This is a genomic window from Stenotrophomonas sp. YAU14A_MKIMI4_1 (assembly GCF_003086855.1).
Lineage (GTDB): Bacteria > Pseudomonadota > Gammaproteobacteria > Xanthomonadales > Xanthomonadaceae > Stenotrophomonas.
In genome coordinates, this window is the sequence record NZ_CP025998.1 from 63,393 (window position 1) to 74,702 (window position 11,310).

General features: G+C 67.1%; 10 protein-coding genes. 8 read left to right on the forward strand and 2 right to left on the reverse strand.

Annotation, left to right across the window (positions count from 1 at the left end):
• Positions 1-25: 25 nt before the first annotated feature.
• The 5 genes from C1931_RS00240 to C1931_RS00260 all read left to right on the forward strand — a co-directional run bounded on the left by C1931_RS00240 (position 26) and on the right by C1931_RS00260 (position 5,740).
• Entirely contained in the window at positions 26-1,612 is a 1,587-nt protein-coding gene (locus tag C1931_RS00240; RefSeq protein WP_108754989.1) for a family 43 glycosylhydrolase, read from the forward strand.
• 38 nt (positions 1,613-1,650) lie between these two features.
• The gene (locus C1931_RS00245; protein WP_108751712.1) at positions 1,651-2,709 is read left to right on the forward strand and encodes a LacI family DNA-binding transcriptional regulator; all 1,059 of its coding nucleotides are present in this window, start codon (positions 1,651-1,653) and stop codon (positions 2,707-2,709) included.
• Positions 2,710-2,864: 155 nt separating this feature from the next.
• Positions 2,865-3,713, forward strand: a complete 849-nt coding sequence (gene kduI, locus C1931_RS00250; protein ID WP_108754990.1) for a 5-dehydro-4-deoxy-D-glucuronate isomerase — start codon at positions 2,865-2,867, stop codon at positions 3,711-3,713.
• 81 nt (positions 3,714-3,794) lie between these two features.
• A complete protein-coding gene (gene kduD, locus C1931_RS00255; RefSeq protein ID WP_108754991.1) occupies positions 3,795-4,550 on the forward strand; it encodes a 2-dehydro-3-deoxy-D-gluconate 5-dehydrogenase KduD in 756 nt (251 codons plus the stop codon).
• 92 nt (positions 4,551-4,642) lie between these two features.
• Positions 4,643-5,740, forward strand: a complete 1,098-nt coding sequence (locus C1931_RS00260; protein WP_108754992.1) for a GDSL-type esterase/lipase family protein — start codon at positions 4,643-4,645, stop codon at positions 5,738-5,740.
• A gap of 129 nt (positions 5,741-5,869) precedes the next feature.
• Here C1931_RS00260 and C1931_RS00265 read toward each other — a convergent pair whose 3' ends face one another.
• Both C1931_RS00265 and phhA read right to left on the reverse strand, forming a co-directional pair.
• Positions 5,870-6,529, reverse strand: coding sequence for a DUF4375 domain-containing protein (locus C1931_RS00265; protein WP_108757599.1), 660 nt, complete (start codon positions 6,527-6,529; stop codon positions 5,870-5,872).
• Between the two features lie 141 nt (positions 6,530-6,670).
• The gene (gene phhA / locus C1931_RS00270; protein ID WP_108754993.1) at positions 6,671-7,564 is read right to left on the reverse strand and encodes a phenylalanine 4-monooxygenase; all 894 of its coding nucleotides are present in this window, start codon (positions 7,562-7,564) and stop codon (positions 6,671-6,673) included.
• Between the two features lie 125 nt (positions 7,565-7,689).
• Between phhA and C1931_RS00275 the strand changes: the two genes are divergently transcribed.
• The 3 genes from C1931_RS00275 (at position 7,690) to C1931_RS00285 (ending at position 11,256) form a co-directional block, all read left to right on the forward strand.
• On the forward strand, positions 7,690-8,172 hold the full coding sequence (locus C1931_RS00275; protein WP_108747953.1) for an Lrp/AsnC family transcriptional regulator: 483 nt from the start codon (positions 7,690-7,692) through the stop codon (positions 8,170-8,172).
• Between the two features lie 86 nt (positions 8,173-8,258).
• Complete coding sequence (locus tag C1931_RS00280; protein WP_108754994.1) at positions 8,259-10,268, forward strand: hypothetical protein; 2,010 nt, start codon at positions 8,259-8,261, stop codon at positions 10,266-10,268.
• Between the two features lie 127 nt (positions 10,269-10,395).
• A complete protein-coding gene (locus C1931_RS00285) occupies positions 10,396-11,256 on the forward strand; it encodes a hypothetical protein (RefSeq protein ID WP_108754995.1) in 861 nt (286 codons plus the stop codon).
• Positions 11,257-11,310: the final 54 nt, after the last annotated feature.

Sequence of the window (11,310 nt, forward strand, 5' to 3'; positions counted from 1 at the left end):
CGCATCCGCACCACGGAGGAACCCGATGCTGTCCAGCACCGCTCTGAAATCCCTGTTGGCCGCCACCCTGCTGCTGGCCGCACCTGTGCTGGCGCAGGCCCAGCCAGCGTCCACGGCGTGGAAGCGCGGCATCGAGAACCAGCGCCAGGCCGATCTGGGCGACGGCACCTTCCTGAACCCGGTGTTCGCCGGCGACCGCCCCGACCCGTCGGTGCTGAAGGACGGCCAGGACTACTACCTCACCCTGTCCTCGTTCGATGCCTACCCCGGCCTGCCGATCTGGCACTCGCGCGACCTGGTGAACTGGCAGCCGCTGGGCCACGCGATCACCCGCAACGTGGGCGCGATCTGGGCACCGGACATCGTCAAGCACCAGGGCCGCTACTACATCTACTTCCCGGCCCGTACCGGCGAACACCGCAGCAACTTCGTGGTCTGGGCCGACAGCATCAAGGGCCCGTGGAGCGAGCCGATCGACATCGGCCTGGGCGGCTACATCGATCCCGGCCATGCCGTGGGCGAAGACGGCAAGCGCTACCTGTTCCTGAGCGGCGGCGACTACGTGCAGCTGGCCGACGACGGCCTGAGCGTGGTCGGCACGCCGAAGCACGTCTACGACGGCTGGAAATACCCGGAAAGCTGGGACGTGGAGGCCTATGCGCAGGAAGGCCCGAAGATCCACTTCCGCGACGGCTGGTACTACATGACCACCGCCGTGGGCGGCACCGCCGGGCCTCCCACCGGGCACATGGTGATCACCGCGCGCTCGCGCTCGATCCATGGGCCGTGGGTGAACGCACCGAACAACCCGATCATGCGCACGCAGTCGGCCGCCGAACCCTGGTGGTCGCGCGGCCATGCCACGGTGATCGAAGGCACCGACGGACGCTGGTGGATGATGTACCACGGCTACGAGAACGGCTATTGGACGCTGGGCCGGCAGGCGCTGCTGGAGCCGATCGAGTGGACCGACGATGGCTGGTTCGTGGCCAAGGGCGGCGACCTGGGGCAGCCGCTGCGCAAGCCTTCCGGGGAATCGGTGGGCCGCCACGGCATGTCCCTGTCCGATGATTTCCGCGGCAAGGCGCTCGGCCCGCAGTGGTCGTTCTTCAACCCGGCCCAGGACGAGTACCGGCGGCTGGGCTTCAGCGGCCAGGGCCTGGTGCTGCAGGGCAAGGGCCAGACCCCGCGCGACAGCTCGCCGCTGACCGCCATCGCCGGCGACAAGGCCTACCAGTTCGAGGTGGAGATGGACATCGCCCCGGGTGCGGTGGGCGGCGCCCTGCTGTTCTACAGCGACCGCCTGTACGTGGGCGTGGGCAGCAACGGCGAGAAGTTCATCATGCACCGCTACGGCGAAGAGCGCCCCACCCGCTTGGCGCCCAGCGCAAAGGGCGGCAAGCTGTGGCTGCGGGTGACCAACAACCGCCACATCGTCACCATCCACTCCAGCACCGACGGCCAGCGCTGGCAGAAGTACCCGGTTCAGATGGAAGTGTCCGGTTACCATCACAATGTGGCGGGCAAGTTCCTGGCACTGAAACCGGCGCTGTATGCGGCCGGCGACGGTGCGGTAACCTTCCGCAGCTTCCGCTATCGCGCGCTGGACTGAGCGCGCGCTGGAATCCCCAGACTTACCGGGTTCACTACATGTCAGTGCGCAACAAGAACGATGCCGCCACGCCGGCATTGGCGAAGGGCAAGGCCGCCACGATCAACGACATCGCGCGACTGTCGGGAGTATCGAAGAAAACGGTTTCACGGATCATCAATAACTCGCCCCTGGTGCGCAAGGACACGCGTGACAAGGTCGAGGCGCTGATGCGCGAGGTCGGCTACACGCCCGATCCGCTGGCCCGTGGCCTGGCCTTCCGCCGCTCCTTCCTGATCGGCATGGTCTACGACAACCCCACCGCGCAGTACATCGTGGACATGCAGTACGGCGCGCTGGACGCGCTGCGCGGGTCCAGCTTCGAACTGGTGGTGCACCCCTGCGACAGCCGCAGCCCGGGCTACATCGACGGCGTGCGCCGCTTCGTGCAGCAGCAGAAGCTGCACGGGGTGATCCTGGTGCCGCGTGCGTCCGAAGACCAGGCGCTGGCCGACATGCTGGACGAGATCGGCTGCCGCTTCACCCGCGTGGCCGCGCTGCCGCTGGATGACAGTTCGCAGATGGTGGTGACCCACGACCGCGACGGCGCCGCCGAAGCGGCCGATTACCTGCTGTCGCTGGGCCACCGCGAGATTGCCCTGGTGACCGGCCCCAGCGCCTACCGCTCGGCCCACGAACGCACCGCCGGTTTCATCGACGCGCTGTCCCAGCGCGGCATCGAGCTGCCGAAGGACCGCATCATCGAGGCCGGCTACACCTTCGAATCGGGTGTGGCCGCGGCGGAGAAACTGCTGCTGGGCAAGCGCCGGCCCACCGCCATCTTCACCGGCAACGATGAAATGGCCGCCGGCATCTACAAGGTGGCGCTGCGGGCGGGCATCAACATTCCGCGCCAGCTGTCCATCGTCGGCTACGACGACAGCCCGCTGGCCTCGCGGCTGTGGCCGTCGCTGACCTCGGTGCGCCGCCATACCCGCGACACCGGGCGCACCGCCGCGGCCATGCTGATCCAGCCCGAAGGCCAGGCCGCGCTGCAGATTGCCAGCGTGCGCCCGCACCTGATCGTCCGCGACTCCTGCCAACCGCCCGAGGACTGATGCCGTAGGCCTCAATCCTGTAGGTCGCAAGCTTGCTTGCGACACATCACCCTATCGTGCGACGCAAAATGACACCGGTTACCAGCGTCGCTAGAATCCACCACGAACCGCGCCGGGGCCGAACCCTTCGGCCCGCCCCCTGCTCTGGAGAAGCCATGTACTGCAAGACCCACTACGCCACCCATCCCGACGCCATCAAGGGCGCCAGCAACGACCAGCTGCGCGAGCTGTACCTGCTCGACGGCCTGTTCAACGCCGGCCAGATCACCCTGAAGTACACCCACTACGAGCGCTTCGTGCTGGGCGGTGCCGCCCCGGTCGATGCCCCGCTGGCGCTGCCGACGCAGACCGAACCGGCCTCGGCCGCTGGCCATCCGTTCCTGGAGCGCCGCGAGCTGGGCGTGATCAACGTGGGCAGCGGCACTGGCACCGTCACCGTCGATGGCGCCGTGTACACGCTGGGCCCGAAGGATGGCCTGTACGTGGCCATGGGCAGCAAAGACGTGGTGTTCGCCTCGCAGGACGCCGCCAACCCGGCGCAGTTCTACCTGGCCTCCACCCCGGCCCACGCGCGTTTCGAAACCAAGCAGCTGTCGATCAAGGACGCGGTGGCGCTGGATCGCGGCGCGCTGGAAACCAGCAACGAACGCACCATCTACCAGTACATCGTGCCGGCCACCTGCCAGTCCTCGCAGCTGCTGCTGGGCCTGACCGTACTGAAGCCGGGCAGCGTGTGGAACACCATGCCGCCGCACCTGCACGACCGCCGCAGCGAGGTCTATTTCTACTTCGATCTGGGCCAGAACGACCGCGTGTACCACTTCATGGGCGAACCGGACGCGCAGCGCCACATCGTCATGCAGAACAACGAAGCGGTGGTATCGCCGCCGTGGTCGATCCACATGGGTGCCGGCACCAGCAACTACGCCTTCATCTGGGCGATGGGTGGCGAAAACCTGGATTACACCGACATGCACGTGCTGGACATCTGCCAGCTCAAGTAAGCCCTGCCCTGCCACCGCGCACCCGGTGCCGGTGGCCTTCGGCCTGCATCACGCAGGCCCCTACCAAGGAACGCACACGCAATGGCTAATCCCTTCAGCCTGGAAGGCAAGGTCGCTCTGGTCACCGGTGGCAACACCGGCCTGGGCCAGGGCATCGCAGTGGCACTGGCCGCCGCTGGCGCCGACGTCGCCGTGGCCGGCATCGCCCCGCCCACCGAGACCATCGAGAAGATCACCGCGCTGGGTCGCCGCTGCCTGGCCATCGAAGCCAACCTGATCAGCATCGAGCCGGTGAAACGCGTGGTGCGCGAAACCATCGAAGGCCTGGGTGGCCTGGATATCCTGGTGAACAACGCCGGCCTGATCCGCCGCGCCGATGCGGTGGACTTCAGCGAGCAGGACTGGGACGACGTGATGAACGTCAACATCAAGTCCGCGTTCTTCATCTCGCAGGCGGCTGGTCGCCACTTCATCGAACAGGGCCGCGGCAAGATCATCAACATTGCCTCCATGCTGTCCTTCCAGGGCGGTATCCGCGTGCCGTCGTACACCGCCAGCAAGAGCGGCATCGCCGGTATCACCCGCCTGCTGGCCAACGAGTGGGCGGGCAAGGGCGTGAACATCAACGCCATCGCGCCGGGCTACATGGCCACCGACAACACCGCCCAGCTGCGTGCCGACGAAGCGCGCAACCAGTCGATCCTGGACCGCATTCCGGCCGGTCGCTGGGGCACCCCGGATGACCTGGCCGGCGCGGCGGTGTTCCTGGCGTCGTCCGCGTCGGACTATGTGAACGGCGCGGTGCTGCCGGTCGATGGTGGCTGGCTGGCGCGGTAACCCGGCAACGCAACCAACGGTGGGTGCGGACCTTGGTCCGCGCCGCTTCCGCAACGCAGCCGAGCACGGCTCGGCTCTACAGGAGTGCCGCGATGCGAAGGCTGTTGCTGCTGTTGCTGCTGTCATGCACCGCCGCGCAGGCGGCACCGGTGCGGGTGTTCATTGCCGGCGATTCCACCGCTGCCGAGTACGGGCCCGAGCGCGCACCGCAGGCGGGCTGGGGCCAGGCGCTGCAGAGCTACCTGGACCCGGCACGCTTCGAAGTACACAACCGCGCCAAGGGCGGGCGCAGCACGCGCAGCTTCATCGATGAAGGACGCCTGGATGCCATCGCTGCCGAGCTGCGGCGCGGCGATGTGCTGCTGGTCCAGTTCGGCCACAACGATGCGAAGTTTGAAGACGCCAGCCGCTACACCGACCCGGACAGCGATTACCCGCGCCTGCTGATGCGCTACGTGCAGGTGGCGCGCGAGCGCGGCGCCACGCCAGTGCTGATCACCCCGGTGGCGCGCCTGCTGTACGACTTCGGATCGCTGCTGGACACGCATGGCCGCTACACGCAGTCGATGAAGGCCTTGGCCGCGCGCGAGCAGGTCGCGTTGATCGATCTGAACGACCGCAGCACGCGCTGGATCCGCGCGCTGGGCGAGCAGGGCGCACGCCCGTACTTCCTGTTCGTGCCCGAGCAGGGCAAGGCCGACGGAACGCATTTCAGCGTGGCCGGCGCCAACGCGGTGGCCTGCCTGGTACTGCGCGAGGCGGTGCCGTTGCTTGCGGATCTGAAACCGGCGCTGCGGCGCGATATCGACTGCGATGTGATGGCGCCCGCGCAGGGCGGCGAAGCGCCGCGCGCCTCGCAGGTGGTGCACGAAGATGCGGTGAAGCGCACCCAGCCAGGCCCGCATGGCGGTGCCGGGCCGACCACTGCGTATTCGTTCTTCGCCGACGTGGCCGATCTACCGTTCGTGCTGCGCAAGCGGGTGCTGCACAAAGGCGCCGGCATCGGCATGCACCCGCAGCACAAGGACGAGATCTATTACATCGTGAGCGGGCAGGGCAGTTACGTGCTGGATGGCAGGCAGCACGACGTGCGTGCCGGCCATGCGCTGCTGACCCGAACCGGCAGTACGCACGCGCTGCAGCAGGTCGGCGACGAGGATCTGGTGGTGTTGCTGGCGTACCCGCTTTGAACCGGGATCCCGACACCGCGTCAGTCGAGCAAGCTCGACTCTACAGAGGGAGCGCGGCGCCGTAGAGTCGAGCTTGCTCGACTGCTCTTCTACGTCAGTCGAGCAAGCTCGACTCTACCGGGGCATGGGTCATCGTTGTTCAACCGGCTCCGGGCCGAAGTGCCTCAGCCCCAGCCGGGCCAGATCTTCCGGGCGCTCGAAATAGGCTTCGTCGAAGGCATGCAGTGCCTCCTGCTCCTGCTCGGTCATCGCGCCGTACAGGTCGGTCAGCTGGGTGATCGCCGGGTCATCTTCCAGCCGGTCCAGCAGCCCGCGCATGCCGGCCAGGATCGCGTGGGTCTGCACCGCGCCCATCGCCTGCAATGCACGCAGCGCCAACTGGCAGGTGGGGTCGCCCCAGTTGCACAGGAACTGCATGAAGCCGCCGTTGTTGATGTCCGCTTCCATGCGCCACAGCGCCACCAGCTGCTGGTCCTCATCGGACAGCGCATCCAGCGTCCATGCCGCCGCCTTCAGTCGCGCCAGCGCCGCCTCGTAGCGGTCGTCCCAGACCTGGTTGGGGATATCGACCACGCCGTCCTCGCGCGGCGGCAGCAACGCGGGCCAGTTCACCCCCAGGCCGTTGGGCGTGGCAACCCAGTGCGCGCGCTGTTCGGGCGTGGCCTCGAACAGCGCAGGCGCCCAGCGCAGCGGCTGGCGGGTGCGGCGGCCATCGGCCAGGGTCAGCAGGATGAAGTCGTCGTTGAAGGCGACGTCGGATACGCGCAGCGAGGCAAATACGTCAGACATGCCGTGCAGGATAGCGGACGCCATGGGACGACCGTCATAACCTTCAAGAGCGGCAGAGGCTTTTGAAGGTTAGCCAGCAGCATTCGGGGTCAGCGCCCTTTCGTGCGAAAGGGATCTGACCCCAACGGCCAGAGGGTGGCCTCAGACGTCGCCGCCGTCGGCCCAGCCCTCACCGGTGCCCGCCTGGAACACGCGGTCGTCGGCCTGCACATCGCCGGCCGGCAGGTGGGCCTGGTCGGCCAGTGCGGCGTAGATCGGGGTGAAGTCGGGCGAGGTCGCCTGCATCAGCTGTTCGAAACTGTCGATGACGAAGTAGGTCTTCTGGAACGTGTCGATGCGGTAGCGGGTGCGCATGATCCGCTGCAGGTCGAAGCCGATCCGGTTGGGCGCGGCCGATTCCAGCGAGTACAGCGATTCGCCCTTGGAAGACACGATGCCGGCGCCGTAGATGCGCAGGCCCTCGGGTGTGTCGATCAGGCCGAATTCCACGGTGTACCAGTACAGCCGGGTGAGGTTCTGCAGCGCGTCGGGGCCGATCGCGTGGGCCTTCACGCCACCCCGGCCGTAGGCTTCCATGTAGTCGGCGAACACCGGGTTCATCAGCAGCGGCACATGGCCGAACAGGTCGTGGAACAGGTCCGGCTCGGCGATGTAGTCGATCTGGTCCGGACGGCGGATCCACCAGGTGACCGGGAAACGGCGGTTGGCCAGGTGGTCGAAGAAATCCAGTTCCGGCAGCAGGCCTTCCACGCCCACCAGGGTCCAGCCGGTGGCCGCGCCCAGCACTTCGTTCAACTGGTCGAAGCGCGGAATCATGTGTGCGCTCATGCCCATCTCGTCCTGTGCGTCCAGGAATTCCTGGCAGGCGCGGCCGACCAGCAGCTCGCGCTGGCGCTGGTACAGCGTGCTCCAGGTGGCGTGGTCGTCGGCGCTGTAGGTGTCCCACGGCTGCTCGACCAGCGCGGTGGTGTACACCGGCACGTAGCCCTTGTCGGTCTGCTGGTGTTCGACGCGGCGGGGCTGGGCGAGGTCCATGGGGCACTCCTTGATGGGATACCGGTGATGCTAGGGCAGGGCGCGCGCAACAGGGTTGCAAAAGTTGCGCCGAATGCGGCTTGTGGCGCAATATCATTGCGTACTCACCGTGTTGCGGGGCAGCAATGGCCGGAGAAGTCCAGTTCGATCGCACGGATATACGCCTGTTGGCCGAGATCCAGCGTGATGGTCGCGCCACCAACGCCGAGCTGGCGGCGCGGGTGAACCTGTCCCCGTCTGCCTGCCTGCGCCGCCTGCAGCGGCTGGAAAGCGAGGGCGTGATCGTGGGCTATGGCGCACGGCTGGAGCCACGCCAGCTGCGCCTTGGCCTGCAGGCCTTCGTGCGGGTGCAGCTGGAAAAGCACGACCAGGCCGCCATCGGCCATTTCGTGGACAGCGTGCAGGGCTGGGATGAAGTGGTGGCCTGCCATGCCCTGACCGGTGACATGGACTACCTGCTGCACGTCTACGTGCGCGACCTGGAACATTTCTCGCGCTTCCTGCTGGACAAGCTGCTGAACGCCGGCGGCGTGGCCGATGCCAATTCCAGCTTCGTGCTGCGCACGGTGAAGGGGTTCCAGGCACTGCCGCTGTCGCAGCTGGAATGAACGGCCGCTGCGATTTGACGGCGCCGGGCGGGTAGCCGAGCATCACCGCCCTGCGCCCGTCGCAGCGTTCCTTTCCGGTAACAGGCATGTCCGACATCCAGCCCCCGGTGCTTGCCACCACCTTCCTGCCGCTGCAGCGCAAATCGCTGGCGCGCTTCATCGCCCACGGCACGCCGCCGCAGACCGCGCTGGAACAGGCCGGGCTGATGGCCGCGCAGCTGTGCCGCACACGCCTGCACGCACCGGCGGAGATCGAGCGGCTGCTGCACGATGCCTGCGCGCTTTTCGCTGCCGACGGTGCCGCCGCAGCCGCGCAGCTGGCGGGGCAGGGCGGCGGCGCGCAGCCGGAACTCGACGCCTGGCTGTCCGCACTGGCCGCGCACGGTGTGTTGCTGGCCCCGGCGGAGATCCTGCAGGACTTCATCGTGCAGTCGCCACGCGCCTATCCCGGCCTGGCCCTGCAGCAGGCCTGCCAGCAGACGCTGGCCGAGCATGCCATCCGCTTTCCTGCCACCTTCGCCAGCGATGTGGATGATGACGATGCTGCACAGGACGATGCCGCCGCCGAAGACGCGCGCGCGGTCGAACACCACGGCCTGTACACCAGCGAACAGGCGCGTGTGCTGCGTGCCATCGCGGCCAATCCCGATGAACTGATCGATCTGGACGGCTATGCGGGCACCGGCAAGGGCCATCTGGTGCTGGCACTGATGGATGCGCGCCCCGGCCGCTATACCTATGTAGCGCCGTCACGCGCGCAGGTGGAAGCATTCCGCAGTCGCGTGCCGGGCAGTACCGCAGCGCGCCTGCTGACCCAGATCGAATTCGCCAACCGCCTGGCCCAGCACGCCGCGCGCAGTGGCCTGAGCAACGGCTTCGTGGCCAGCTACCGGCGCAGTACGCGCACCCCGCGCGAGATTGCCGGGCGCATCGGCCTGCAGGGCATCGGCGCGCGTACGCCGGAACAGGTGCTGATGACGGCCTTCGAGGCAATCAACCGCTGGTGTGCCTCGGCGGCGCCGCGCATGGCCTTCCAGCATTTCGACCGCTCGGTGCCGGCGGCCATGCTGGACGTGGGGCCCTATCTGCAGGCGGCCGAGTATGTCTGGCGCTGCATGTTCGACGCCGAGCTGCAGCGTGGCACGCTGCTGAGCCTGAGCCCGCTGCACATCGGCAAGTGGCTGGCCCTGCGCGGCGTGCGTCCACCGTTGGAGCTGGGCATGCTGCTGATCGACGAGGCACACGATCTCAGCCCGTCGTGGAAGCAGCTGCTGTCCACCCACGCGCCGGGCGTGGTCAGCCTGGGCGACCCGCACCAGTGCCTGACCGGCACCGTGCCGCGCTGGGCTGCATCGAAGGTGCTGGAAATGCACCAGTCGGTGCGGCAGGGAAACCAGGTGGACGACCTGGTAAACCAGACCCTGGCGCTGGACGGGCTGGGTCAGGACAGCGGGCCCTTCGTCGGCGCCACCGACCGCGCCACCGGCGTGCTGCAGTACCGCGACTGGACGCAGGTGCCGATCGCCGGCCTGCGCATCCACGGCAGCGCGGCGCTTCTGGCCCAGGATGCGGCCCAGCTGCAGCTGCGCGGTCTCAGCCCCTACCTGCACCCGGCGTCACTGCGCACGCTGCGCAGCCAACTGCAGCGCCCGCTGGACGCCTGGCGTCGGCGCGGCGACAGCGGGTCCAGCCAGGAGTGGCAGCGCGTGCTGGCGGCCCTGGCCGACGACGGGCAGGGCGCACTGGTGGAACTGCTGGCATCCAACGAACAAGTGCAGGCGCTGCTGCAGGTGCTGGACGCGCAGGAAGCGGCCAGCGATGGCGGTGTGGTGCTGTGCCTGGCCGAGCATGCGAAGAACCTGCAGTTCGACGTGGTTGCACTGTCGCCCAGCTGCTTCAGCGCAGGGCAGGGCAGTCGCATCTGGCACAACCCGGTGCGCGCGGCCTATCTGGCCATGACCCGCGCGCGGCGCCAGCTGCATGTGCCTGCCGATGGCATGGAACACCTGCAGCACACGGCCGCCCTGCAGGAACAGGTGCGGCAGGCACGCAAGCGCGAGCGGCAGCACGCCAGCGGCTACCGGCCCGTGCGCTGATACCCGCGCGGAGGGGTCGCCGGGACGGTGGTTCGCGCTGTGACCGGGGCCGCACAACCGGGCGATGACCACGCCGCACGTTCATGGCGCGACGTATGCTGGGCCGTGTCTTACCGCAAGGATTGCAATGCATCTGCTGAAACTGCCCGTGGCTGGCCTGTTGATCACGCTGCTGTTGGGGGCGTGTGCGCAGGCTGAAACGCCGCGCAATATGTCGCCGACGCAGACCAACGAGGAAGGCTGCACGCGCAAGCGCAGCCTGGGTCCGCAGAACGCTTACGCCGATCCTGCTCCGATCAAGCAGGCCTGCGTGGGCCCGTACCTGCTGGAGCTGCCGCAGAACTACTTCAGCAACCAGATGGGCACCGAGCACGATGGCAGCTTCTCGCTGGCACTGGAGTATCCAGCGCTGCAGCCGTTCAAGCCCGGCGAGCGGATGAACCTGAGTGCGGATGTCTCCATTCGCACCGTCAGAATCGACTATACCTATATTGATCGCGTCAACCTGTGGGACGTAATGCGCAAGAGCTACACGCGCAAGGAATACCAGCAAGGCGATCCGTCTGAGACTCTGGAAGAGCGCATCAAAGGTGATCCAGTGCATGGCCTGGTGCCTTACTACGTCGACGTGGCAAAGGTTCAGGAGTTCTACCGGAAGCAGGGCTTCGATGAACGCGCACCGATCATCCAGCACATTTACTGGCAGTACGACTGGTTCGTTTCCCGAAATGCAGCGGACCAGATCGACCAGGTGATCAAGTGCACCACCCGGGATGTCGCGGAATCGGGTGTCATGTACCGTGATGGAAAGATGGTGAAGAAGCCGGTCTTTGGCTTTGCCGAGTGCAACCAGCGGTTTGTCATCGAGGAACTGAGTGTCATTGCCGAAGTGCACTATCCGCGGGAAGGCATTGCGGACTGGAAGACGATCAGGGAGCGCACCCGTGCGCTGCTGATCGACAACAGTGCTGCGGAAAGAACCCGGTAGTCATGTGAATATCGCCCTGGGGACGAACAAGCGGACTACCAACGATGGTCGCAA

What these genes read in the sequence shown, in the direction of transcription:
- kduD (WP_108754991.1), top strand. Translation starts at nt 3,795, where the DNA reads ATGGCTAATCCCTTCAGCCTGGAAGGCAAGGTCGCTCTGGTCACCGGT.
- C1931_RS00275 (WP_108747953.1), top strand. Translation starts at nt 7,690, where the DNA reads ATGGCCGGAGAAGTCCAGTTCGATCGCACGGATATACGCCTGTTGGCC.
- kduI (WP_108754990.1), top strand. Translation starts at nt 2,865, where the DNA reads ATGTACTGCAAGACCCACTACGCCACCCATCCCGACGCCATCAAGGGC.
- C1931_RS00265 (WP_108757599.1), bottom strand. Translation starts at nt 6,529, where the DNA reads ATGTCTGACGTATTTGCCTCGCTGCGCGTATCCGACGTCGCCTTCAAC.
- C1931_RS00240 (WP_108754989.1), top strand. Translation starts at nt 26, where the DNA reads ATGCTGTCCAGCACCGCTCTGAAATCCCTGTTGGCCGCCACCCTGCTG.
- phhA (WP_108754993.1), bottom strand. Translation starts at nt 7,564, where the DNA reads ATGGACCTCGCCCAGCCCCGCCGCGTCGAACACCAGCAGACCGACAAG.
- C1931_RS00245 (WP_108751712.1), top strand. Translation starts at nt 1,651, where the DNA reads ATGTCAGTGCGCAACAAGAACGATGCCGCCACGCCGGCATTGGCGAAG.
- C1931_RS00280 (WP_108754994.1), top strand. Translation starts at nt 8,259, where the DNA reads ATGTCCGACATCCAGCCCCCGGTGCTTGCCACCACCTTCCTGCCGCTG.
- C1931_RS00285 (WP_108754995.1), top strand. Translation starts at nt 10,396, where the DNA reads ATGCATCTGCTGAAACTGCCCGTGGCTGGCCTGTTGATCACGCTGCTG.
- C1931_RS00260 (WP_108754992.1), top strand. Translation starts at nt 4,643, where the DNA reads ATGCGAAGGCTGTTGCTGCTGTTGCTGCTGTCATGCACCGCCGCGCAG.